This window comes from Kitasatospora sp. NBC_01560 (assembly GCF_045208415.1).
Taxonomy (GTDB): domain Bacteria; phylum Actinomycetota; class Actinomycetes; order Streptomycetales; family Streptomycetaceae; genus Kitasatospora.
Map to the genome: position 1 here is coordinate 1,342,960 of NZ_CP109364.1, position 22,767 is coordinate 1,365,726.

A 22,767-nucleotide genomic window follows, 5' to 3' on the forward strand; every position below is an offset into this window, starting at 1 on the left:
ACCGTTCGTGCGGGCCGAGCGGCAACCCGGGGGCTCGGGCGGTTAGTGTTCGTGAGCCGGTTCCGCCTCAAGGCCGGCAGCACGGACACCCTCGACCCGGCCTGCCGGCACGCACCCGGGCGGGCTCACACCGCAGTCGGCGAGCGGTGTGCCGGGTCGAGCCGACGGCACAGGGACGAGCATGAGCAACCCGCTTCAGGACCCGGAGTTCTTCCGGAACCCGTACCCCACCTACGCGGCGCTCCGAAGCGCTTCACCGGTCCGGGAGGTACCCGGCGGCGGAGGGCGGTCGAGCTACCTCGTCACCGGCTACGCCGAAGCCAGGGAGGCGTTCACCGACCCACGGCTGTCCAAGGACGCGGCGGCCTTCTTCGCCGGCGAGGACACCGGACGCAACCTGCACCCCGCCGTGTCCCGGAGCATGCTGGCCACCGATCCGCCCCGGCACACGCGGCTGCGGAGCCTGGTCACGAAGGCGTTCACACCGGGTGCCGTCGCCCGCCTGCGCCCGTACATCGCCGGCGTGACGGACGCGCTGCTCGACCAGTGGGTCCCCGGCGAGCCGACCGACGCCGTCGCCACCCTGGCCGGCCCGCTGCCCGTCGCCGTCATCTGCCGACTGCTGGGGGTTCCCGACGCCGACCACGCGGCCGTCCGGACCTGGTCGGACGAACTCTTCGCGGCCGGACGGCCCGAACGGATCGACGCCGCCTCGCACGCCGTCGCCGGCTACCTGGCCGACCTCGTCGCGGCCAAGCGCCGCACGCCCGACGACAGCCTGCTCAGCGATCTGATCCGCGCCCGCGACGGCGAGGACGGTGAGGACCGGCTCGGCGAGGACGAACTCGTCTCCCTCGCGGTGCTGCTTCTCGTCGCCGGGCACGAGACCACCACCAATCTGATCGGCAACGGCCTCGTGGCACTCCTCCGGGCTCCGGAATCGCTGCACCGCCTGCGCGAGGACCCCGACCTGGTCGAGGCCGCCGTCGACGAGCTGCTCCGGCTCGACTCCCCCGTCGGCATCGCCACGTTCCGTTTCACCACCGAGACCATCAGGCTGGGTGGCACGGAGATTCCGGCCCGGTCACCCGTGCTCATCGCGCCGGGCGCCGCGAACCGCGACCCCGCCCGCTTCCCCGAGCCGGACCGGCTCGACCTCGACCGCGGGGCCGGCGGACACCTCGCCTTCGGACACGGCATCCACCGGTGCCTCGGCGCTCCACTGGCACGGGCCGAAGGCGGGATCGCGCTGCGCGCCCTCGTCACGCGCTTCCCCCGGCTCCGCCTCGCCGTGCCTGCCGAGGAGTTGGAGTGGCGCCACACCCGGCTGATGCGTGGCCCGGTCTCCCTGCCGGTCCTGCCGTGACGACGCCTCCGGCGGGGCCACCCGGCGCCGTACACCACTTCCCTGGACGCAACTGCCCCCACCTACGGGCAGAACAGGTGAAACGGCCTCCGAGCCCGGCCGCGGACAGCCGTTCATCGAGCAGATCGCCGGGCTGACTCGACGCCACGGCCGATGGACTGAACGGCTGCGGGCGGTGCTCGCCTCGGTCGGTCTGCCGATGGCCGGACGCGCTGGTGCCCGGCTGGCAGGGGGGTTCGGAACTCCGCCCTGGACTCCGGCGTCGTCTGTCAGCAGCCACCTGGAACTCCCCACGGACGGCCAGTTGCGATGTAACAGTCGGTGACGAACCTGCGGGCTGGCCGAGGCGCACGCCAGCCATCTGTTTCGAGCCGCACCCGAAGCGGCCGCTCAACGGGCAGCGGGGGATGGATACACCCGTGGGAGGTGGGTGTGTCTGGCGGTCGGGCTACGTGTCCCGTTCTGCGGTGAGGCGCTGAAGCAGGTCGAGCAGGGTTGCGCGGTCCGCGTCGGGCAAGCTGGAGAAGCAGGCGGCGAGCACCTCGTCAGCAACCTTGTTGCCGACCGTCAGGACTTCCTCGCCGGCGGGCGTGAGGTGGTGCTCGATGCGCCGGCCGTGTCCCGGTCGGCGCTCCACGAGGCCCTGTGCCGCGAGGCGGCCGACGAGCGTACCGAAGGCCTGTCCGGTCTGAAACGTCGCCGCGGCCAACTCGCTGGCCGACGCCCCGGGTGAGCGGCTGATCGCGCGCAGGGCATCCCACTGCGCCAGCGTCGTGCCGATGGCCGACAGCGCGCTGTCGAGCGCCCGATGCTGTCGATACTGGGCTTGTTTGACCGCTCTGCCGAGTTCTTGCAGCTCACCATGCATGGAGCGAGTCTACGCCATGATCAAGGTAGCTTATATAAGGATGTTTAGTTATGGTGGTGGGCATGCTCACCGACGCATCAGCCGAGTCCGCTGACCTGTCCCTCACTCTGTCCGAGGCCGGAGCCGGCAGGCCGGTCCTCATCCTGCACGGCGGCGGAGGCCCCGCCACAGTGGCCGGCCTCGCCCAGCGCCTCTCCCGCATCGCCCACACCATCACGCCTGTGCACCCCGGCTGGGACGGCACCCACCGCCCCGCATGGCTCACCGGCATCGACGACCTCGCCCTCGCCTACCTGCACACCGTGCGCGAACGTCGACTGCGCGACGTTCTCGTCGTCGGCTCCTCGCTCGGGGGCTGGATAGCTGCCGAGATGGCCGTACGCGACAGCACGGGAAGCATCACCGGCCTTGTCCTGATCGACGCCGTCGGCGTGCAGGTCGAGACGGAGCCGATCACCGACTTCTTCGCCCTCGACGCCCGCGGCGTTGCGGAGCACTCCTGGCACGACTCCGACCGGTACCACCTCGACCCGGCCAACATCCCGGCCGAAGAACTCGCACGCAGACAAAGCAACATGACCACCATGCGCATCCTCGCCGGCGACCCCTACATGCATGACCCCAAGCTGCTGCGCCGGCTCGGACATGTTCAGACGCCTGCCCTCCTGCTCTGGGGTGAGAGCGACCGCATCGTCACTCCCGCCTACGGCGCGGCGTACGCCGACGCCTTCGGCAACGGCCGACTCAAGGTCATACCCGAGGCCGGCCACCTTCCGCAGATCGAACAACCGGAAGCCACCTTCGCTCTGATCGACGCCCACCTGCGCCGGACGAGCGACCCGCTCCATCACCAGTGAGTAACCGTCGGTGGCCAGTTACCTCCCCACCAACTGGCCACCAGTGGGGAATCGCAACCGGCGCGCGCCCTGGCCAACGCCATCAAGGAGGCCGCCCAGGACGTGCCCGTGCCCGACATCGCCAAGGAGCTGGTCATCAGGACCGGCAAGAACGCCGGGAAGAACCCCTCGATGACCTCCGTCCACCGGGCACTCGCCGATGCCGAAGAGGCCGACTCGGAGCAGCCCGGCCAAGTGGTCACCCGGTGCGTCAGGATCGGTCCGCGGGTGGTTCAGGCGGCGCCGTAGAGAGAAGCGGTTTCGCACCCGGCCTGCCACGAAAGACACCTCCGGTGCGGCGATGTCCTCGCACTACCGTCACCGACCAGCGCCCGGCCCTCCCCGGCCCCCGTGCCACCAGCGGCCTGATCCACGACGCCAACACCGGCATGTCCCTGGAATTCGAACGGCCTTGACCCGGGCGAGGATTCGAAGGCGGGTGGGTGGCGACGGTGGCGATCGCCTCCAGGGGCCTGGCGCCGTCGGAGTCGGTGTGGCCGACCGCGGCGATACTGCCGCCGAACGCCGCAGAGGTCGGCCCGCCCGCCACACGGTGGATCTCACCTGACTTCCCGTCAGCCGAGGTCAGTAAAAGTCAGCATCAGTCTCGGTTCAGGGGCATGACCATGGGAGTGCGACGTAAAGGGGCGTACAGGTCACGAAGGTCCGGCCGACCTGGGCGCGGGGCGGTAGCCCGGACCATCGGGACCGGCCCTCTCCAGTTCGGGCGCTCTTCCCCCCGCGAGCGCCCCGGCGCATGCTGATTCCGGGCCGGACAACGGCGTCCCGCCCGCGGAGGGGGACCGGCATGGACTACAAGAACCTGTTCGAACGCATCGACGACGCCGTCCACCCCGTCCTGAACGAGGGAACCGTCGCCCAGTACATCCCGGCCCTCGCCGCCGTCGACCCCCACCGGTTCGGCCTCGCCATCGCGGACACCGCCACCCGCAAACCGCCACGCGGCACCGGGGACTGGCAGGTCCCGTTCTCCATCCAGTCCATCTCCAAGGTGTTCACCCTGGCCCTGGTGCTGGCCGCCGACGGCGACTCGCTCTGGGCCCGGGTGGGGAAGGAGCCCTCTGGGTCGCCCTTCAACTCCCTCGCCCAGCTGGAACGTGAGAACGCGATCCCGCGCAACCCCTTCGTCAACGCCGGCGCCCTGGTGATCACCGACCGGCTGCTCACCCTCACCGGGGACTCCCGGGGCACCCTGCGCGAGTTCCTCCGCACCGAGAGCGGCAACCCCCACATCGACTTCGACGCCCAGGTCGCCTGGAGCGAGAGCCACCACGGACACCGCAACGCGGCCCTCGCCCACCTGCTGGCCGACCACGGCCGCCTCGACAACCCCGTCCCGGACGTCCTCGACCACTACTTCTGGCAGTGCGCCCTCACCATGAGCTGCCACGACCTCGCCCTCGCCGCGGGATTCCTCGCCCGGCACGGCCTCCGGTCCGACGGCACCCGGCTGCTCACCCGCAGCGAAGCCAAGCGCGTCAACGCCGTCATGCTGATCGGCGGCACCTACGACGCCGCCGGCGAGTTCGCCCACCGCGTCGGCCTGCCCGCCAAGAGCGGCATCGGCGGGGGCATCCTCGCCGTGATCCCCGGGCGCGGAACGCTCTGCACCTGGGGACCGGCCCTCGACAGCCACGGCAACTCGATCGCCGGCATCACCGCGCTCGACACCCTCACCACCCTCACCGGCTGGTCCATCTTCTGACCGGCGGCGCACGGGCGGACGGCTTCGCGAGGGGTCTCGCGCGGCCTGTCGGTGCGGCCGGTGCGGGAGCCCGGCGGCGCAGTGCAGAAGGCGGTCCGCCACGAGGGCCACAACGGCGCTGCGGCCCGTGAGCCGAACGACATCGGCCTGGTCCGGGCCGGGCCCGCCCTTCACAAACCGTCACCAACTGGATGATCTGTCACTTTGCTGGGACCTTGGCCCACTGGGCTCGCTTCAGCGTTCAGTCATCTCAACCAAATCCGCGACGCCGAAAGCTCCGGCTTCACCTCGGGAGAAGAGGAGGCACAGGGCTTGGTGATCATGGAGGTTGCGACGCTCTGTGATCACCGGGAGACCTGTGCCTGCCTTGCCGTCATGGCTGACCGAACCCTTGTGGGACCAATTCGCGGCGCTGCTTCCGCAGCGGCCCGTCTACGATCCAACCCACCCGCTGGGCTGCCACCGCACGGATCAGCGACCGGACCATCCTCGACAAGCTGCTGCGACTCCTCCTTTGTCAGTCCGGGAACTCAGGCGGTGCACAAAGTCGCGGCGGGGCGCCGCCCCGCGGTGTACGCGGCCGGTGGGACACCCATGAAGTGGCGGAACTCGGCCGTCATGTGGGACTGGTCGTAGTAGCCGGCCGTCGCGGCGATGTCCGCCCATCGGCCGGCATCGGCCGCGAGCACGGTGCGAACGCGGTCGATGCGTGCGAAGTGCTTGGGGGACAGACCGGTGGCGTCGGTGAACAGGGCGTGCAGGCGGCGCTCACTGATGTGCAACCGGGCCGCGGTCGCGGCGACAGTGGCGCCGACCAGTAGACGCGCCGCCTCGTCGAGCCGCTCCGACGGCTCCGGGCGGTCGGCCAATGCCTTTTCGAGAGCGGTGACCGGGTCGGCGGCGAGCTGGTCGACGTCCAGACCCGGTAGTTCGCCGAGCGGCAGGACACCGTCGGCGAGACCATTCAGCGAACGTCCGAGCAGGGCTTGGGCACGACCCGGACGCATACGGACCTGCACGCACGAGTGGCCGGGCGCGGCGACGTGATAGGCGGCCCGGGTGCGGGGGCCCATGACGATCAGCTCGCGCTTGTCAGTACGCAGGAGAAGCGTGGTGGCGTGATCGGGCACGTCGACCGCCGCCGAACCCGCCGCCGTAGCGACATCGATGCCGGCCACCCACCGCAGGAGGGCGGGCGGCACGACGAGAGAACTCATGCGGCCCACGATAGTGCCGAAACTTCCTATCACGAGGTGTGAGAGCGCTGTCATCGTCGGGCACATGATCCTTGTTACCGGTGCCACCGGCACCATCGGTAGTCACGTCGTCCGTCTGCTCACCGAGCGGGGTGTGCCGTTCCGGGCGATGTCCCGCCGTGAGCGGGCCGGCGGGGTGCGGGCCGACTTCGACGACCCGGCGTCGCTGGCGCGCGCGGTGGCCGACGTCGACACGGTCTTCCTCGTAACCGTGCCCCCCGTGCCGACCGCGGACCACGACATCGCCCTGGTCGCAGCCGCGCGGGCGGCAGGCGTCCGTAAGATCGTCAAGCTGTCCGCCATCGGCAGCGGCGAGCGGTTCGACGGCGCGACCGTCGGCGCGTGGCACCTCGCCGCGGAGGAGGCGATCGAGGCCAGCGGGCTCCTGTGGACGATGCTTCGCCCGCCGAGCTTCGCCTCGAACTTCTTGTGGCACCGGGCGCTGATCCAGGCCGGAGAGCCGATCCCGAACCTGGCCGGCGACTCCCGGCAGGCCATCGTCGACCCGAGGGACGTGGCTGCGGTCGCCGTCGCCGCCATGACCAGCGATGCACACGATGGGCAGCGGTACGACCTGACCGGGCCGGAGCTGCTGACGTTCGCAGACCAGGCGGCGATTCTGGAGGGCGTGCTGGAACGGCCGGTCAAGCTCACTGACACGAATGCGCTCGACCAGTTGCCGGCCGGGATGCTCACTGGCATCGGCTGGGCGCGCGCCGGCGGTGCGGCCTACATCACCGACCACGTGCCGCAGGTGCTCGGCCGTTCGGCGGGCACGTTCGAGCGGTGGGCACGCGACCACCGGGAGGCGTTCGCGGCAATGCCGTAACCCACCGCTGCGGACGGCTGCCAGGCTCTGGTGGCGATGTGTCGGAGCCGGGTGAAGACGCCGAGCCGGATCCACTCATCACGGCGGTTGCGGATCGTGGTGGCTGAGCAGGTGGTGTCCGCCAGGGCTTCGTAGGAGCAGCCGAATTGGACTCAGCCGACGGCGGCGAAGCCGTGGCCCGCGGTACTGGCTGGCGTCCTCGGGGTGGCCCGCGGTCTTCACATCAAGGCTGCGGTCAAGGACCTCTACAAGCCGGCGGAACCGCTTGCAACGGCGTCGGCGAGGTGCGTCCGCTCCGGATCACCCGGCCGAGCTGATCTCACCCCCGTCCACGCCGCCCGGCCGGCCGCCGAACTCACGCTCCCCGAACTCCGACCGCTCGCCCCGACCGGAGCCACCGCAAGTACCGGATGCCCGCCCTACCGCCGGCGTAGCACCTCGCAGCACGGACGCCGCAGCGACGGCGCACCCACCCCGGCCGCACGCCGGCGGCGACCCGCAGCAGGCTCAGGCGTGCTCGGTGCTTGGATTCCCACCGGGCTTCGAGCCGCCGGACGCCATCCGAGCCTGTGACGGGGCCACGCGGCGCTCATCCCACTTCCCCGGCGAGCACCACCGTCCGTGCCGGACGTCCCGCCGCGCGGAGGTCAGGCGATCCAGAGAGGTCCAGAGCACGTGCCTGACAACCCGTCAGGAGAGTCGGCAAAAGGTCAGCATCTATCCGATCAGACCCTGCCGAACGCAGCTGAACACGAGAACCGGCCGAGCCTCCGGCAGCCCCCGCTTACATGGCCATCGGGCTCGGATGTCCTCGGTCGACCAGGACCCAACCCATGGGTAAGCCCTGTCCGAGCGTGCCGGCTCAACCGGCTGGAAGGACCAGGGAACCGCAGTTCAGCGCACCCGACCACGCGCCTTCAACGGGATGTCGGGGAGAACAGGCGCACGCAGGCGGGCACCGTCGTAGCCGTGCACCTCACCGAATCGCAAACCCTTCTCCCAGTCATTCCGTGCTTGTACGATCTCCTCACCGGAGCGGCCGATGAAGTTCCACCACATACCACGGTTCTACCGTTTCGTCCCAGGTCAGGGGCCTGATCGACCATCCGGTGTCAGCAAAAGGTCAGCAAGACACCCGGGGGTAGACAACCATGGCCACCATCAACCTCGTCCGCGGCATGGGCAGCTTCTTCAAGGAGTGCGATCACCCCGAGAGCCGGTGGCAGAGGTGCCCCCACGAGTACAAGATCCGCTACCGCAACGCAGCCGGCAGCCAGACCGAGGAGTCCGGCTTCACCACCCAGGACAAGGCCAAGGCCCGACTCGCCGAGGTCTACCAGGCACGGAAGAACAACCCGCAGAGCCAGCGCAAGGCGGAACGCATCCAGAAGTACGGCCCGATGCAGTTCGAGCCGTACGTGACCGAGTGGAGGGCAGGCCAGCGCGACCTGCGCCCCAGCTCGATGCGGCACCTCGACTCGCTCCTGGAGCACCACCTCTTCCCGGCGTTCCGGAGCCGCCGGATGGGCACCTTCGACCACAAAGTCGTCGAGGCGTTCATCCAGACGATGGAGCGCAACGGCGTCGGACTGGCCACCCAGTCGAACGTCTTCGACAAGCTGAAGTCGATCCTCCTGGATGCCCACCGGCTCGGTCTCTACGACGACAACCCGCTCGACGGGGTCAAGCCGCCGCAGTACGACCTCAAGCGTGCCGTCATCCCCTCCCCTGCCCAGCTCCAGGACATACGCACCGCCGGCGACGACATGTTCCGCCTCACCGCTGACCTGATGAGCGGCTGCGGCATGCGCAACGGCGAGGCCCTGGCCGTCAATATCAACAACATCGTCGCTGACGACGTGTACCGGATCACCGAGCAGGTCAACCAGACCACGAAGGACTACGCACCGCTCAAGCACCGAAAGGCCGGCGACTACCGCGATGTCCCCCTTCCCGCCCGCGTCAAGCACAGCATCGAGCGGTACGCAAACACATACGGCACCATCGACGGCTACCTGCTGCGACATCCCCGAGACCTGACCAAGCCTCTGCCGTACTACTTCATGCACAACCAGTGGCGGCGAATCAAGAGCGACGGACTCGTCGAGATCCCCGAAGGCATGGTCATCTACAGCCTCCGCCACTTCTTCGCGTCCAACTGCCTCACCCACAACATCCCGATCACGGATGTCGCGGAATGGATGGGCCACCGCAGCCTCGACATCACGTTCAAGATCTACCGCCACCTCATGCCTGGCTCCATCGGCCGCGCCGCCCAGGTCCTCGACCTCGGCCTCGCTGCCTGAACGGCGGAGGCCCTGCCCCCGATCGCCTGGATCGGGGGCAGGGCCTCCGCACTCCGTTCCTATGGACTCAGCCGCCGGACAACCGCTGCTGCTTCACCCACGCCTGGACCTCAGACACCTTGAACTGAAGCTTCGCATTCTGCCCATGCCCGAACCTAAAGGGAACAAGGCCCCCACGAGACGCCTCGCGATAGACCCACGGGACGGACATGTTCAGATACTCTGCGGTCTCCTTGACACTCATGAACTGCTGAGCCATGGGCTCCTCCTCTGCGACAGCTGGCAACAGCGGAGAGGCTCACACGTGAACGGCTTTTTGGCCGAGCCCAAAGTCCTGTGATAGGCGCCTGCAAGCGACCGTTCCGACAATGGCTGCTTGGCCATTATCGTCGATTCTGTCACCCTTGACCCCCAGTCAAGGGGTTCAACTATTGTCGGCAGCCGAGGCCTCAAGGCCTCGGCTTTCCTCTCGCTCAACTACCCTGGGGTACAATTGAGTTGGGACTTCCCGACGGAAACGGCGACGCAGCGAGCTGACAGTTGCTCAGTGTTTACTTCGTGCAGAAGTGTCCGTTTCGGACCATGGGCGCCCATAGGCGCTCATCGGGTGTGGTCCCAAAGTGGTCCCCAGGCCGGGCGCCTAGCCGCGGCTACTGCCTGTGATCGATACCTGTCGGCCCCTTCAGCAAGCGGCGTCGTACCTGCCTGACTGCCCCTGCGTCGATGCCGTCGGCCGGCCTGCGGGGCCCGGTCCTGCGGGCGGATCATGGTCGCTTACCCACCGGTTGCGCATAGTGATCTTCCGGGCGGTGTGTCGTCTTGAGCGTGTCGTCGCCGTGTGGTTGTGACTACGTCGCGCACCGCCTCTCACGCTCTGCCGCCACGCCCGACCGGGCGGCGACTCTTGGTCCCGGATCACCCGATCGACAGAAGGGGAAGCTCATGGGACAGCGTGCGCGGCGGGGTCGGGTCTACCGGCGGTGCGGATGTACGGACGAGCACCGCAAGCAGCTGGGTCCGTGGTGCGTGCGATTGGTGGAGGAGGCGGGTCACGGGTCGTGGACGTACTGCGTCGACCTCGCTCCGGAAGACGGGAGGCGAAGGACCCGTCGACGGGGCGGCTTCACCAGCCGGGCGGAGGCGGCCCGCGAGATGGCCGCGGTGCTGGACGGTGAGCTGCGCGGGGTCTACGAGAACCGCCGCACCACCGTCGCGAGCTACCTGCGCGAATGGCTCGCCACGAGGAAGCCGTACCTCGCGCCGAACACGTACGCCGGCTACGCCGCGTGCGTCGAGCGCGACCTCGTCCCCGCCTTCGGCCACCTCCGGCTCCTCGACCTGCGCCCGGAACACATCGACGCCTGGGTCACCGCCCAGCTGGAGGCCCAGCGCGGACGCGTCACCGTCTACCGGGCCGTGTCCACCCTGCGCAACGCACTCAACGCCGCCGTGCGCTCCTGGCGCCTGCGCTACAACCCGGCCAAGCACTCGGTGCCGCCCAAGCCCCGCGCAGCCGAACGCACCTGCTGGACCCCCGAGCAGGCCGCGACCTTCCTGCAGCACAGTGCGGAGCAGTACGCGGACCAGCTGACCGACCTGTTCGAGGTCATGCTCGGCACCGGCATGCGCCGCGGTGAGGTTCTCGCCCTGCACTGGTCGGACGTCCACCTCATGGACCGCAAGCTGTTCGTCCGCTGGACCCTCGCCGCGATCGACAACGGCAGGATCCACCTTCGCGCACCCAAGACCGAGGCCAGCCGGGCCTGGATCAGCCTCTCCCCCAGGGTCATGGCCGCCCTCCACCGCCAGGCCGCGATCCAGCCGGCCGCCCACCCGGACGGCCGGCTCGAGGGCCTGGTCTTCGCCCGCCCGGGCGGGACACCGTTGCGGCCCCAGTGGGTCCTCGACCAGCTCCGCAAGCGCACCGCCGAGCTCGACCTGCCCAGGATCGGCCTGCACGACCTTCGCCACACCGCGGCCAGCATCATGATCGCGGAGAACATCCCCGTCGCCGTCATCTCCAAGACCCTGCGGCACTCCACCATCGCCACCACCATCAACCTCTACGGCCACCTCCTCAAAGACTCCGCCGACCAGGCCGTGCTCGCGTTGGCCCAGGCCCTCGACCGGGCCGCCGCCAAGCAGAGTCCGGTCCCCGGGCCCGGCGAGGTTCTCCGGCGGGTGGCGTAGCCGCGCGCCGGACGGCTTCCGTGCTGCGGCTTGGGCGGGGTGGGGCGTCTCTGGCTGTGCGTCCGGTCAGGGACGCCCGAGCGTGGCGTCGGCAGCTGGGGCCTCGTGCTCGTCGGAGTCCGGGCGGAGCATGTCGAGGAGGTCGTGGGCTGCCCAGTCCGGGAGGGTCATCGCCGGTGGGACCGGCAGCCGGGCTTCGCGCAGGAGGGATCCCTCCGTGAAGACGGCTTCGGTGATCCAGGTGAAGGTGTCGTCGTCGAGGAGGTCGGGGTGGGCGGCCGCGGTGTCGGCCAGGTGCTCGGTGTCGGGGAAGACCGCGGACACCGCGGCGGGGAGGCTCCCGCTGGTCGCCGCGCGGGCGACGGCGCGGCGGGCGGCGGTCTCGTACCAGCCGGACCCCCACCATTCGCCGACGGACTCGGTGCGGGAGCCGTGGAGGCTGAGCATGCGCAGGACGGCTTCAGGGCCTAGCGTCTCGTCGGCCCGCTGCCAGAGGTCGATCTCGCGGTGGACGGAGGCGAGGACAGGCGTCCAGCCCTCTTCGAGAATGTCGGCGAGAGCCTGACCGTCGGCGAGTCGTCGGGTGGGCGCGGTGAGGGCGAGTCGCACGGCCGGCCAGTCGACACCCTCGGGGTGGACGTGGGGCAGGACGGCACGGGTCGCGGCGATGTTGGCGCGGGCCATGGCGATGTCGTCGATCTTGAAGTGCCACTCCTCGACGTCGCTCTCCCGACGCCAGCACCACTCGGCGATGCCGCGGGCCGCCGCCGACGGAACCGGGTCCGGAACGATCAGCGGGTGGGTACGCAGCCCGTCACCCAGGCGCCATGAGAACTCCTCGCCCAGCGCGGCAATGGCCTCACGCCCGCCGCCGTCGCACCGGTGCCGGGCGATCGCGTCGTGGACGGTAGCCGCCCACAACTGCACGACCAGGTCGTGGCACAGATCCCGGGCTTGCTCCGGGACGTGGACGCGGGTGGCGTCGAGAAGTCCGGCTTCGGCGAATGCACGGCGCGCAGCCTCAGCCTTGGCGGCCTGGGTGGGGTGGGTGCTCAGGTCGACGGTGAGGGGCTGGTCGAGGGGACACAGCGGGGGCAGGCCGTCGTCCCAGTCCCAGTGCTCGGTCGGGTCATCGACGGTGAGCCGGGCGTCAGCGGGATTCCAGGTGACGCTGATGTGGAAGTTCGAGCGGGAGAACTCCCGGTAGAGCGGACCGGCGCCGGGCTCGTCGTCCTCGTCCGTGTCGTCCCAGAGTTCGCCCTCCGTCCAGCCGGCCCGGCGGAGCGGTGCGGTGAGCCGGGCGAGTAGCCGGGGGCCGGTGGCGTGCAGTGACAGCGTCTCGGACGGTGTGCTGGTCATGGGCGGCCTGTTCAACGCGGTCGGGTACGGGGTGCTGCGCGGTTGGCTGTCACGGGGTGTCGCGGCCGGCTGCTTCGGCCTTCGCCTGCAGCTCGTGGACGATGCGCCTCCAGCGCCGCGCTCCGCTCGTGTACCAGTGGTCCTCGCCGGCGGGGCGCCAGTCGGCGAGTTCACGGAGCTGTCGGGTGATCGTCTCGATGTCGAGGCGGTCGTGGCCGCCTCGGCCGGGGTCGAGGCTCTGGGCGATGTCGTGGAGCCGGTGGGCGGCGCGGTAGTAGGACAGCTGGGTGTCGGTCAGGCGGCGGATCGCGTAGCCCTGGCACTTGCTGCACCAGTCGTAGTCGTCGTTGTCGAGCAGGTCGGCGACGGTCAGCAGGTCATCACCGGCGACGACGCCGCGTTCCCTGGAGTGTGGGCAGAACGGCGAGTGGCTCTTGCCCTGGATCCGGGGGTCGGCGTTGGTCGTGTAGACCTGCACGTCGGCGAGGACGCCGAGCGGGATGCCGCTGCCGCCGCTGCTCCCCGGGTCGGCGTCCGGGGCTTCGAACGGTTCGAGGTCCAGGTCCTCGGCGTGGGCCAGCAGCCCCAGCCACACCGGGTGGGGAAGGGTGCAGGATCGTCCTTGGTCGTCGTATCCGCCGTCCAGTGTCCGCAGGTCCCGCACGCCGCGGGCCATGGCGAGCAGACGCAGGTTGCGGTCCGCGTCCTGGTGCTCGTACGCGAGCCAGGCTGCCCGTGTGGCTCCCTGTGCCAGGCCGAGGTCCTCGCCGAAGAGCGGGGCGTGCGCACTGCGCGGGTACTGCGGCCAGAGGCTTTCACGGTCTTCGGGCCTGGGGCCGACCTCGCGGGTCCATGGTTCGATCACGTCGGTGGGGAGGTCCGAGGCGCCGGCGAGGAGGAAGCACTGCCATCCGCGGGCCAGGCGCTTCTCGAGTACCGGCAGGGGCAGGACCTCGGTACCGTCGTCCGTCGAGAAGACGATGTACAGCGAGTCTGCGGCGGTGGCGCGCATCGAACGCAGCAGGCGCAGGTGGTCCGCGGTGAGCGGCTGGCGCCCGCGGACCGGGGTGTCGTCGAAGATCCCGGGCCGGATCGGGTTCGCCGAGGGTGCGGGCGTGGTGGGGGTCGGCCTGTCCTGGTGGGCTTGGCAGTCGAGGCGGTGGGGGTGGGACAGGAGCCGGTCGGCGATGAGCTGGGGCACGCGCAGGGTGAGGGTGCGGCCCGCCCAGTCGGCGTCGGCGAGGTAGGTGATCAGGACGCCGGTCGTCCAGTCGTCGAGGTCGGCGAGGAAGCCGTGCTCGCGCCAGGGCGGCGTGGTGTCCTCCTTGACTTCGGGCAGCCGCACGGTCACCCACCCCAGCGTGGCGGGCTCCGCGGCCACGTCCCGGGCCAGGCCCTCCCAGGAGGCGACGAGTTCGTCGACCGCGGCGCGGGTTGCGGCGTAGCCCTTCCGGTTGGGGCGGATGCCGTGGGTGGGGCCGTAGGCGAGGTAGGTACGCGCGCTGGGCCCCTCCCACCCGCGTCCGGCCTTGTCCTGCCACTCGTGCCAGAGCGCCTTCAGCTGTGTGCCGACTTCCTTGCCGGTACCGATCGCACTGAACGCCGCTTCATCGCTGGGGAGTTCGGGCTCCTCCATGGCTGCCGCGGCGGCGGCAGCCATGAGCCCTTCGGAGTCGACGAACAGCACAGCCTTGACCCGAAGGACCTCCAGGTACTGCTGCTTCACGGCCAGCTTCGGCTCCGCCCACTGCCCCAGCCACGGGAACAGGGTGACTGCGACCTGAGCCAGGTGGAGGCTCGTAGCCGCGCCGCGCCAGGTGGACAACACGCTGTCCCGCAGACGCTTCGCCTCGTCGCGCGCCTCCCAATCCTCCTCGTCCGGCTCCTCGTAGTCCTCCGAGGCGGCGGCCGGCTCGACTGGATCGGTGCCCAGCAGGGCGGCGGCGGCCTGGACCTCGTCCGGCCCCCAGCAGTCGTCGGGGTCCGGCGCCGTGTAGCTCTGCAGTTGGTACAGCAGCCCGATACCGCCGAGCGCCCGCAGGAAGATGCCGAGCCCCGTGTCCGGCCGCGCCCACGCGCCCCACCGCGCGCAGCGCGAGCACATCCGGCCGATCGTGTCCGCGTTCAGCGGCACCTGGATCGTCGCGATGTCGCGGCTGCGCAGCTGGGTGCACGTCGTCGTGGCGTGGAGCTTGGCGTTCTTGCCCTTGGTCGCGTGGACGGTGACGGGCGTGTCCTCGAAAGGGCCGAGCGGGACGTCGGCGGTGAGTGAGCTGTCGAGCACGTAACTCCCCTATCGGTCTCGGCTTGTGAGCGTAGCCGGGGGCACCGACAAGGTGACCCGGAAACCTTCGCGGTGGAGCGCGGCGGGTTGATATCTGCCCGGTGCTCACGTGAGGAAGCCTGCGCTCGGCATCAGAGCCGCCGGTCAGGGTTCTACTGGCAAGGGTTCTGGTCCGTCGCCGCTGCTCGAACAGGTGGCGCAGCCTCGAGGAGCGGACGGGCGAGGCTGGGGAACTGCAGCGTGCGGCACAGGATGGTGAACCATCTTCGGCGGATCCATGGGCGGGGAGGACGTTGTGACGGCCAGCCGGTCACCCTCCGCTGGGCCGCCGTATCCAGGCGGGGTGACCGAACCCATCCTTGCCACTGGGCACTGATGGGCCCCAAATACCGGGCATGGCTGACAGCGGGACCTCGTCGACCACTGGTTCGCGCCAGTCTCTGTTGCCCGTTGGCATGACCAAATGGCTGTTGCGTACGCCCCAGGCCCCGGCCTTCGGGAGTCCGGGCTGGCCTAGGTTGGCCGAAAGTCACCGGCTGCGACGGTGGGCGCTCGTGCGAGGGCTCACTCTGGACAGCCATGGCGCGTGAAACACATGACAACTCCGGGCTGCACAGAGCAGACAGCACACGGACGGCGAAACTGGTCGGCGACTTGACGACGACGGGGTTGCGGGCCGCCAAGGCGTGGTCTTCTCGACGGGAGCAGCCTGAGGCATGGCGAGAGGTGTCTCGGATGCACGGGGCGTTTCTCAGCCTGCTGCCACCTGGAGCCGGTCCCACGACACCAGGTGACATGATCAAGGCCCTGCACCGTCCCATGAGGCAGTGGGTGCCTCTGACTTGGGACGACCTGCCGGACGAGCTCGGATCCTTCACGATTCTGGGCGAGGACGGCCTGCTGACCGGCGACGCCATCGAATACGGCTCCGACTACAGCGAGGCCCTCTTTGAGAACCATGGGGCCGGCATCGACTGGGTACCCCGCTGGGCACAGCAGACCTTCGAGAAGGTGGAGCGCTCCATCTACACAGTGCTCTCGTCGGCCGGGCAAGAGGAGTACGTCGCCACGCGGCAGATGCTGATCGAGGTACCGGCAGGCACAGCGGAGTTCGTCAGCGACGCGCTGCACGAGCGCGGCGCGCTGCACACCGAGGCGTACGAGCCGCTGCCACCGGACCGACGATTCGTTGTCGGCCGCGACTCCTGGTACGTGCCGTGTCCTGTGTGCAACTGGCCCATGCACGTCCAGGGCGCGGAGCTGGCCTGCCGCTACCCCCAGCACTCCGGCCTGTTCAAGGTGACGGACGAAGTCGACGACACCGGGGCGCCGCGAGTCCGTGGGCCAAGGCCAGTGCGCGCGCTGAGCGCGGCAGAGGTGGTGTGCGTCCATGAGGCGGTTTGGCGCTACATCACGATCCCCGGGGTCACCGAGGTCGAGCTGATGACATGGCTGGCGGAGCAGCCCGGAATCGGTACCGACGCGGTGACGAAGTGGCCGCACAAGGACCGATGGGACATCACCGTCCGAGCCGGCGCCGACATCTTCGAGATCGATCTGAAGGACACCAGGTCCCCGTCGCAGGTCGCCGCGAGGCCGCCCAGGGCCCGGCACGTCGTCGTACCGGACTACCGGGCCTGGCAGGTCGCACAGCTGCGGCGGTCATTGCCGCCGGGCCAGTACGAGGTGCGTACGGTGCGCGCGTTCAAGACCGCGGTCCGAAACGCGCTGAAGGAGGGGCGATGACCGGCCGCCCCCTGTCTGCGGCGAGAGCCCAGCGTCTGAGCACGGTGGCCGCGCTGGCCTTGGCGGCGCGCCTGTTTCCGAACCGTGCGGAGGAGCCCTTCCGCCACGCTTCGGCGATCCGTGACGCGCATTTCCTCGTCTCCGGACACACCCACCTGTGGGACCGCTTTCCGGATCTGTCCCCCGAGGACACCCGGAGGGTCACCCGGCTCCTGCTGCATCGGCCGGGGCGCCTGGCCATCTACGCGGCGTTCCGCCGCGCCGCGCAAGAGCTGTTCGACTCACCCGAGCTGCCCGAGGGGTTCGCACCGCTCGACGACGAGCTCTACCTCGTGACCGGGCCTCTCCAGCAGCGCCTGGCATCGCTGGTGGACGAGGCCCTGGAGACCCTCGACGACCGCAGGGCAGCGGCTGATGAAGGACGCAGTCGCGACCTTGCCCTGCACGGCCACTTCAGGATGGGCACCCAGATCCCGGACCCGAGCCGCCCCGGCAACGGTGTGATTCAGGCCCACTATGTCCTCGACCTGCCTGAGATCCAGACGCCGCTTCCGGACTTCGGCAAGCCCAAGGAATGCCTCACGCTCCGCGTGCCGATCGACGAGTTGCGCGCGATCGCCGATGCCGTGGACGGGAAGTTCGGGCAGAGCCATCGTCGCAAGAGCCTGGACCGGCTCTTCAAGCACATCCGCCGGGCCGACGGCTCCTTGCTCACGGACGGCTTCCTGACTCTCGACGCTGGCCTGATCCGCGTGCTGAGCGCGTGCACCGGTTCGGGCAAGAGCGTCCTGGCCAAACTGCTCGCCGAATGGGGCGTCAAGAACAACCTGGTCACCGGGATTGTCGTTCCACGCAATGACGCAGTGTTCTCCTTCACCCGAGCGCTCCGTGAGGAGTTGGCTGTTCTCGGTCTTCCGAACGCGGTCGTGCCGCTGATCTCGCCGAACAGCATGCAGGACGAAGCCGAGAAGACCGCCCGCAGTCTTACCGAGGAAGGGCGAACCGAAGAAGCAGACGAGGCGTACGGCGAATTCTCCTACGGATGCGCGATGCAGGCGAAGTCCACCAACAAGCAGGACGTCGACCTCTGGCAGCCCGGCCAGGAGCGGTGCGCGGACTTCGAGGGCACCGACCCCGAGTCCGGCGAGATGCGACGCTACCGCTGCGCGTGGTTCGCCCACTGCGGGAAGCACCGCCACCAGATGGCGCTCGACACCGCCAACGTCATCGTCACCAGCCACATCAACCTGATGTCCGGCCGCCTGCACGTCCCGGTTCTGGCCGGCGGCCAAGTACGCAACTACATGACAGTCGAGGAGGCACTCCTCCGGCTCACCCACCTTCTGCTCATCGACGAGGCGGACGCCTTCCAGGCCACCGGGTTCGCCAAGAGTGCCCACCACGTCACGCTCGCCCGGTACGGAAGCCGACAGCCCAGCGCCCTGCAAGAGCTCCACGATCAGTTCAGCGTCCGGGCCGGGGCACTGATGTACGAGCTCGAGCGCTACATCCACCCCAAGATCACGCAGGCGCGGTTCCTCTCCGAGAGCTACGTCAGCAACGCCGCCAACGGCCGGATCGCCCAGCGGGGACCGAACGAGCGCAACCGCCAGCAGCTCGCCCGCCGTCGCCTGATCATCCCGCGCCGCTGGGACGCCTGGTGCACCGCCCGCCTGTGGCGAACAGCTGACGGCACCTCGCCCACCCGCGAGCAGATCGACGCCTTCCGAAAGCTCTTCAACCCGAAGGAGGAAGCACAGCTCGAGGACGCGACCGTCCCGGCCATTCCCGGCATCGGCGACAGCAGTAGCAAGCACCTGGCCGTGCTGCGCGCCGAGCTGCTCGATGCCACCGCTCTGCGCGAGGGCACCGATCCGGTCTACAACAACGTGCACGCGAAGATCGCCGCCGTTGTGCAGCCCCTCCTGGCCCCAGCGCTCACCGAGGACGACCGCGAACTCCTCGTCGATCTCCTGGTACGAAGGGCCTACCTCGAGCAGATCCGCGCCCAGATCGAGTACGTGACCAGGCTCGGCACCTCGCTGAAAGCCTCCGGCATCAACGCGGCCAACGAGCTAACCGAGATGCTGGAGGACAACAAGCAGTGGCACGCCGCTCCCTACGGCCCGCTGGGAGCACCGGTCTTCGGCTTCACTGCCATCCACGACGTCGAGGACAAGCACCGCACCGAGCTGGCCCTGACCTCCTTCACCGGGGACCCGCACGCCTACACCGCGCAACTGGGCGACACCACCGCGCTGGCCCTGTGCAGCCAGCGCCGCATCGTGATCGGACTGTCCGCCACCGCTCACATGCCCGGCGGCACCATGCACCACCTCATCACGCCCCCGACCTGGTACGTCCCCGACGACATCACCGGATCGCTCGTCCTACGGCCGCTCCGCCTCGTGGACGACCGGAACAACCCCATTCGAATCTCCGGCACCTCGGACATCCACCGGGACCAGGCCCACCAGCAGATGGGGCGCGCACTGTGGACCCAGATCATCCAGCGGCTGAAGAAGCTGGCCAGCCGGCCGGCCACCGCACACCGCGCCCGCATCCTCGTCGCCTGCACCTCCTACCTCGGCGCCGCTCAACTCGCCGAAGGAATGATCTCCGCCGGCGCGGATCCCGAAAGCATCGCGGTCGCCACCCGCGCGAGCGACGAAAGCACGGTGCCGGCCCATTACCGTCGCCGCCCGGCCTGGTACGCGATCCCGTCGGACGCCCTGGAACGTTTCCCCCACCACCCGACCGCCAAGGTCCTGATCGCACCGCTCGCCATCGCCGAGCGCGGCCTGAACATGGTCGACAACAGCGGACGCTCCCTCGTAGGAGAGGTCATCCTCGCAGTCCGCCCGATCCCGCTGATGGACGAGCCGGCCCAGCTCCTCGCCCTCATCTCCAGCCGCGCCTACAGCAGCGTCAACCGCTCAGAGGACCCTGCCGGGATGCTCCGCGAGCTCTCCACCGCGTCCAGCGCCGTCCACGAGGAGCTGTTCCGCAGCCACCACTTCTTCCAGTCGCTGCCGAGCAAGGTACGGCTGTCGATCGTCGCCGAGATGCTCATCGGCATCATCCAGCTCGGCGGCCGAGTACGACGCGGCGGAGACCAAGGCGTCCTCTACCTCGCCGACCACGCCTTCCACAACACCACCAGCGGCAGCGACCTGCCCCGCCTGATCCGCGAACTGCGCGACGGCTGGGCACGGGCCGGGCAGCTCGAACTCCTCCAGAACATCTACGGCAGCACCCTCCGGGCGATCTTCGACTTCGCCGACGAAAGGACCAGTAACTGATGGCCGCCAGCCCCACACGCCTCTACACCGTCGACTTCCCCCTCAGCCCCGAACTGATGGGACAGGTCTGGTTCTACCCGCTCACACCGGAGTTCGAGGACCTCTGGGAGATCTGCGAACGGCAGTGGGATCCCGAAGAGGGCTTCCGCACCCCCCACGGAGCCCTTCGCGTCGCCCTGGGCACGGTCACCGGCCGCATGATCGTCTTTACCGTCGCCCGGCACCGCGACACTCGGTCCGGCCAGAAGCGGAGCTTGATCGTCGCCGACGGCCCCCTCGATCCGAAGCTCACCACCCGATGCTTCGATACCTGGCAGAAGCTGCACTTCCGGACCCAGGCCAAGGGTCAGCTCCTCAGCCAGTTCATCGACTTCGACGGCGCGGAATGCCTTCACCTCGCGGACGTCCTCGAGCGGGACGATGCCGGATACATCACCGGACCGTGGTGGTGGAAGGACGCCGCCGGATGGTCGGTCATCCAGCGCCTCGCCTCCCAGCCCATGATCGACAAAGCGCACCCCACCCAGCGCACCACAAACTTCCGGGTAGGGCTCGCCCACGACGCCAAAAAGCTTCTGGCTTGGGACTATCCCTACTACCGCACCCTCTACGAGGGAAGGCCGAACGAACGGACCGGCTGGGCGATGGCCTACGTCTCCGTCGTCGGAGAGACCCAGCGTGGCCTGCCCGACCCGGTTCTCCGCTTCGACTGCCACGTCACCCGGGTCGCCGAGCACTGGCGCAACGTCAAGACCGTCTTTATCAACCACCCGCAGTTCGACACCCTGCTGCGCGTGCCGGTCCGCCACGTCCCCGAAGTGGGCCCCGACGGCAAGAAGCTCCAGGACAAGAACGGCTACCCCGTCTGGAAGACGAAGTTCCGGGGCCACACCGCCGCCATCGTCCAGGCATGCGGCCTCAGCCCCGTCACACTGCCCGACAATGCGGACGGAGACCTCGACCATGTCCGCGCCGTCTTCCGCAACAAGGGCAAGCACCCCGTGGGTAAAGGCGTAGGCGCGTACTTCACCCTGCGCATGGCCGCCCACATCGCCGGAGTCCTCGGCGTTCAACCGATCATCTACGACAAATCCCGCTACAGCATCCCGCAGAAGAGCCTCACCAGCGGCCCCATCCCCGCCAAGAAGCTGCCCCAGGCGCTGGAAGCCGCTGACTGGAAGTCCATGCGCCTGGTGGTGGTCTACGCCGCGGCCACGACGCCCCGCCGGATCCTGCGCCAACTGCGCGCCGATTACGGAGTCCCGATCCCCGCTGTACTCGCGGCACCGGACGCGGCGTTCGACGGAGCGTTCGTGGAGATCGCGCCGACGATCACCCTTGAGTTCCGGAAGATCCCCGAACTCGTCATGCACGGCGGCCATGACCGTGCCGAGGTCATTCGACTGTGCGGCCCTCTTCACAGTGAAGACCCCGACCAGCTCATCGCTGCCATCTGTGAGACCACCTGGGACGGGAAGCCCGTCCCCAAGGACGGCAAGCCTCTCACCCGGAAGGCACTCGGCGCGGCCAGGATCGTCAGCCAGTTCCTCGTCGAAGCAGCCGTCCCGGCAAAGGACGAGGAGACCGACTTCCCTGCCAGCGCAGCCCTGCGCCACGTCTTCCAGGATGCCGGCATCATCGACGACCGTCTCGCACGGGCAACGTGCGCCTCGCCCGACGTCCGCATCGAAGCACCCCTCACGGAACCGGTCACCGTCGTCGGTGTCCACCTGCGTCGTCACAACTACCAGCGCGTACGAGGCCAGGCTCCCCGCCGGCCCAAACTCGTCGCCTGCCTGGTCGCGATGCACTTCACACCGGACGCCGAGACGCCGCCGTACACCGAGATGTACCACAACGGCCAGTGGCTACGCCTCGCCGAGGGACGCGCCGCCTACCACGGCGCCGACATCGGAAACGAGAACTGGGGCCGGGCCGCCGATGGAGCCCAGGCGGTTCGCGACCACATCGAGACCGCCCTTGATGGCCTGATCATCCCCAACGGCGGCAACCGAGTCGTCGTCGTCCTGGACAAGGAAGGCAGCCGCAGCATCTACTCCGGCGTCGGTGACAACCCGTTCTCGGGCGGCCATCTGCCGGGCCGCGGCCTCGCCCACGACGGCGTCGACGTAGCCGTCGTACGACTCGCCTTCGGCCAGCACGCGGCGCGGCCGGCGACCGTCTACCGCGACGGCACCGACAATCTCGAAACCATGACGCCCAGCTACCGTCGGACGCTCATCTTCGAGAAGCGCCACCCCCACGAGACTGTCTGGATGCTCACCCAGCAGTCGCATCAGCAAGCGGGCAACTCGCCCATGCTGCGCGAGGGCAACCGGCGAACCCGCGAGGACTTCCACACCTTGCCCTCCAACCCGATGAACAAGGACCTCCACGCCACCAGCCGCATCGAGATCACGGTCCCGAGCCCCGGCATCTGGGAACCCGGTGACCTCATGGCCTTCATCGCGCGTCTGTGCGACCAGGCCATCGCCTGGGATCACCGCACCCTGCGCGCTGCGCCGCTCCATCTCGCTTACAAGGCCGATCAAGACCACCCAGACTTCAACAGCCATGACCCCGGTGATGGCGACGCCGAGGAAGAAGTGGATCTCCCGTAGGCGGTGCGCGGGGCCCCC

Annotated in this window: 15 protein-coding genes and 3 pseudogenes; 11 read left to right on the top strand and 7 right to left on the bottom strand. The window is 69.2% G+C overall.

Going from position 1 to position 22,767, the window contains the following annotated elements; all coding sequences use genetic code 11:
• Positions 1-181 precede the first annotated feature (181 nt).
• A complete protein-coding gene (locus OH807_RS05800) occupies positions 182-1,366 on the top strand; it encodes a cytochrome P450 (protein ID WP_406194721.1) in 1,185 nt (394 codons plus the stop codon).
• A 448-nt stretch (positions 1,367-1,814) separates the two neighbouring features.
• Here OH807_RS05800 and OH807_RS05805 read toward each other — a convergent pair whose 3' ends face one another.
• Positions 1,815-2,234 carry a MarR family winged helix-turn-helix transcriptional regulator gene (locus tag OH807_RS05805; protein WP_406194723.1) on the bottom strand — a complete coding sequence of 140 codons (420 nt, stop codon included), beginning with the start codon at positions 2,232-2,234 and terminating at the stop codon, positions 1,815-1,817.
• 62 nt (positions 2,235-2,296) lie between these two features.
• On the opposite strand from OH807_RS05805, the gene OH807_RS05810 reads away from it, so the two are divergent.
• The 4 genes and pseudogenes from OH807_RS05810 to OH807_RS05825 form a co-directional block, all read left to right on the top strand.
• Positions 2,297-3,091: an alpha/beta fold hydrolase gene (locus OH807_RS05810; protein ID WP_406194725.1), complete on the top strand. Its 795-nt coding sequence runs from the start codon at positions 2,297-2,299 to the stop codon at positions 3,089-3,091.
• A gap of 102 nt (positions 3,092-3,193) precedes the next feature.
• Complete coding sequence (locus OH807_RS05815; RefSeq protein ID WP_406194727.1) at positions 3,194-3,379, top strand: hypothetical protein; 186 nt, start codon at positions 3,194-3,196, stop codon at positions 3,377-3,379.
• 559 nt (positions 3,380-3,938) lie between these two features.
• Positions 3,939-4,856 carry a glutaminase gene (locus OH807_RS05820; protein WP_406194729.1) on the top strand — a complete coding sequence of 306 codons (918 nt, stop codon included), beginning with the start codon at positions 3,939-3,941 and terminating at the stop codon, positions 4,854-4,856.
• A gap of 358 nt (positions 4,857-5,214) precedes the next feature.
• Positions 5,215-5,369: pseudogene (locus tag OH807_RS05825) on the top strand (IS5/IS1182 family transposase); the annotation flags it as partial.
• Positions 5,370-5,386: 17 nt separating this feature from the next.
• On the opposite strand, the gene OH807_RS05830 reads toward OH807_RS05825, so the two are convergent.
• Complete coding sequence (locus OH807_RS05830) at positions 5,387-6,127, bottom strand: helix-turn-helix domain-containing protein (protein WP_406194731.1); 741 nt, start codon at positions 6,125-6,127, stop codon at positions 5,387-5,389.
• 10 nt (positions 6,128-6,137) lie between these two features.
• On the opposite strand from OH807_RS05830, the gene OH807_RS05835 reads away from it, so the two are divergent.
• Positions 6,138-6,941 carry an NAD(P)H-binding protein gene (locus OH807_RS05835; RefSeq protein ID WP_406194734.1) on the top strand — a complete coding sequence of 268 codons (804 nt, stop codon included), beginning with the start codon at positions 6,138-6,140 and terminating at the stop codon, positions 6,939-6,941.
• Positions 6,942-6,961: 20 nt separating this feature from the next.
• On the opposite strand, the pseudogene OH807_RS05840 reads toward OH807_RS05835, so the two are convergent.
• Positions 6,962-7,093: pseudogene (locus OH807_RS05840) on the bottom strand (IS5/IS1182 family transposase); the annotation flags it as partial.
• A gap of 742 nt (positions 7,094-7,835) precedes the next feature.
• Positions 7,836-8,000 (bottom strand): annotated as a pseudogene (locus OH807_RS05845) (pirin family protein); the annotation flags it as partial.
• A gap of 92 nt (positions 8,001-8,092) precedes the next feature.
• On the opposite strand from OH807_RS05845, the gene OH807_RS05850 reads away from it, so the two are divergent.
• On the top strand, positions 8,093-9,247 hold the full coding sequence (locus OH807_RS05850; protein ID WP_406194736.1) for a tyrosine-type recombinase/integrase: 1,155 nt from the start codon (positions 8,093-8,095) through the stop codon (positions 9,245-9,247).
• Positions 9,248-9,314: 67 nt separating this feature from the next.
• Here OH807_RS05850 and OH807_RS05855 read toward each other — a convergent pair whose 3' ends face one another.
• Positions 9,315-9,506: a helix-turn-helix domain-containing protein gene (locus tag OH807_RS05855; protein WP_406194738.1), complete on the bottom strand. Its 192-nt coding sequence runs from the start codon at positions 9,504-9,506 to the stop codon at positions 9,315-9,317.
• 893 nt (positions 9,507-10,399) lie between these two features.
• Here OH807_RS05855 and OH807_RS05860 point away from each other — a divergent pair.
• Positions 10,400-11,437 (top strand): tyrosine-type recombinase/integrase, encoded by a 1,038-nt coding sequence (locus tag OH807_RS05860; protein ID WP_406194741.1) that lies wholly within the window; start codon positions 10,400-10,402, stop codon positions 11,435-11,437.
• Between the two features lie 66 nt (positions 11,438-11,503).
• On the opposite strand, the gene OH807_RS05865 is transcribed toward OH807_RS05860, so the two are convergent.
• Together OH807_RS05865 and OH807_RS05870 are read right to left on the bottom strand one after the other, a co-directional pair.
• The gene (locus tag OH807_RS05865) at positions 11,504-12,796 is read right to left on the bottom strand and encodes a hypothetical protein (protein ID WP_406194743.1); all 1,293 of its coding nucleotides are present in this window, start codon (positions 12,794-12,796) and stop codon (positions 11,504-11,506) included.
• A gap of 49 nt (positions 12,797-12,845) precedes the next feature.
• Positions 12,846-15,080 (bottom strand): hypothetical protein, encoded by a 2,235-nt coding sequence (locus tag OH807_RS05870; RefSeq protein WP_406194745.1) that lies wholly within the window; start codon positions 15,078-15,080, stop codon positions 12,846-12,848.
• Between the two features lie 579 nt (positions 15,081-15,659).
• On the opposite strand from OH807_RS05870, the gene OH807_RS05875 reads away from it, so the two are divergent.
• From OH807_RS05875 to OH807_RS05885, 3 genes are read left to right on the top strand one after another with little or no spacing between them, the layout of a single operon-like run.
• Positions 15,660-16,826 carry a hypothetical protein gene (locus OH807_RS05875; protein ID WP_406194747.1) on the top strand — a complete coding sequence of 389 codons (1,167 nt, stop codon included), beginning with the start codon at positions 15,660-15,662 and terminating at the stop codon, positions 16,824-16,826.
• Positions 16,823-20,128 (top strand): hypothetical protein, encoded by a 3,306-nt coding sequence (locus OH807_RS05880; RefSeq protein ID WP_406194750.1) that lies wholly within the window; start codon positions 16,823-16,825, stop codon positions 20,126-20,128. The genes OH807_RS05875 and OH807_RS05880 overlap by 4 nt, the downstream gene beginning before the upstream one ends.
• Positions 20,128-22,749 carry an RNaseH domain-containing protein gene (locus tag OH807_RS05885; protein WP_406194751.1) on the top strand — a complete coding sequence of 874 codons (2,622 nt, stop codon included), beginning with the start codon at positions 20,128-20,130 and terminating at the stop codon, positions 22,747-22,749. Before OH807_RS05880 ends, OH807_RS05885 begins: the two co-directional genes overlap by 1 nt.
• Positions 22,750-22,767: the final 18 nt, after the last annotated feature.

Excerpts from the sequence above, each read along its gene's own strand:
- OH807_RS05800 (WP_406194721.1), top strand. The coding sequence starts at position 182 with ATGAGCAACCCGCTTCAGGACCCGGAGTTCTTCCGGAACCCGTACCCC.
- OH807_RS05805 (WP_406194723.1), bottom strand. The coding sequence starts at position 2,234 with ATGCATGGTGAGCTGCAAGAACTCGGCAGAGCGGTCAAACAAGCCCAG.
- OH807_RS05810 (WP_406194725.1), top strand. The coding sequence starts at position 2,297 with ATGCTCACCGACGCATCAGCCGAGTCCGCTGACCTGTCCCTCACTCTG.
- OH807_RS05820 (WP_406194729.1), top strand. The coding sequence starts at position 3,939 with ATGGACTACAAGAACCTGTTCGAACGCATCGACGACGCCGTCCACCCC.
- OH807_RS05830 (WP_406194731.1), bottom strand. The coding sequence starts at position 6,127 with ATGACAGCGCTCTCACACCTCGTGATAGGAAGTTTCGGCACTATCGTG.
- OH807_RS05835 (WP_406194734.1), top strand. The coding sequence starts at position 6,138 with ATGATCCTTGTTACCGGTGCCACCGGCACCATCGGTAGTCACGTCGTC.
- OH807_RS05850 (WP_406194736.1), top strand. The coding sequence starts at position 8,093 with ATGGCCACCATCAACCTCGTCCGCGGCATGGGCAGCTTCTTCAAGGAG.
- OH807_RS05855 (WP_406194738.1), bottom strand. The coding sequence starts at position 9,506 with ATGGCTCAGCAGTTCATGAGTGTCAAGGAGACCGCAGAGTATCTGAAC.
- OH807_RS05860 (WP_406194741.1), top strand. The coding sequence starts at position 10,400 with ATGGCCGCGGTGCTGGACGGTGAGCTGCGCGGGGTCTACGAGAACCGC.
- OH807_RS05865 (WP_406194743.1), bottom strand. The coding sequence starts at position 12,796 with ATGACCAGCACACCGTCCGAGACGCTGTCACTGCACGCCACCGGCCCC.
- OH807_RS05875 (WP_406194747.1), top strand. The coding sequence starts at position 15,660 with ATGGCGCGTGAAACACATGACAACTCCGGGCTGCACAGAGCAGACAGC.
- OH807_RS05880 (WP_406194750.1), top strand. The coding sequence starts at position 16,823 with ATGACCGGCCGCCCCCTGTCTGCGGCGAGAGCCCAGCGTCTGAGCACG.
- OH807_RS05885 (WP_406194751.1), top strand. The coding sequence starts at position 20,128 with ATGGCCGCCAGCCCCACACGCCTCTACACCGTCGACTTCCCCCTCAGC.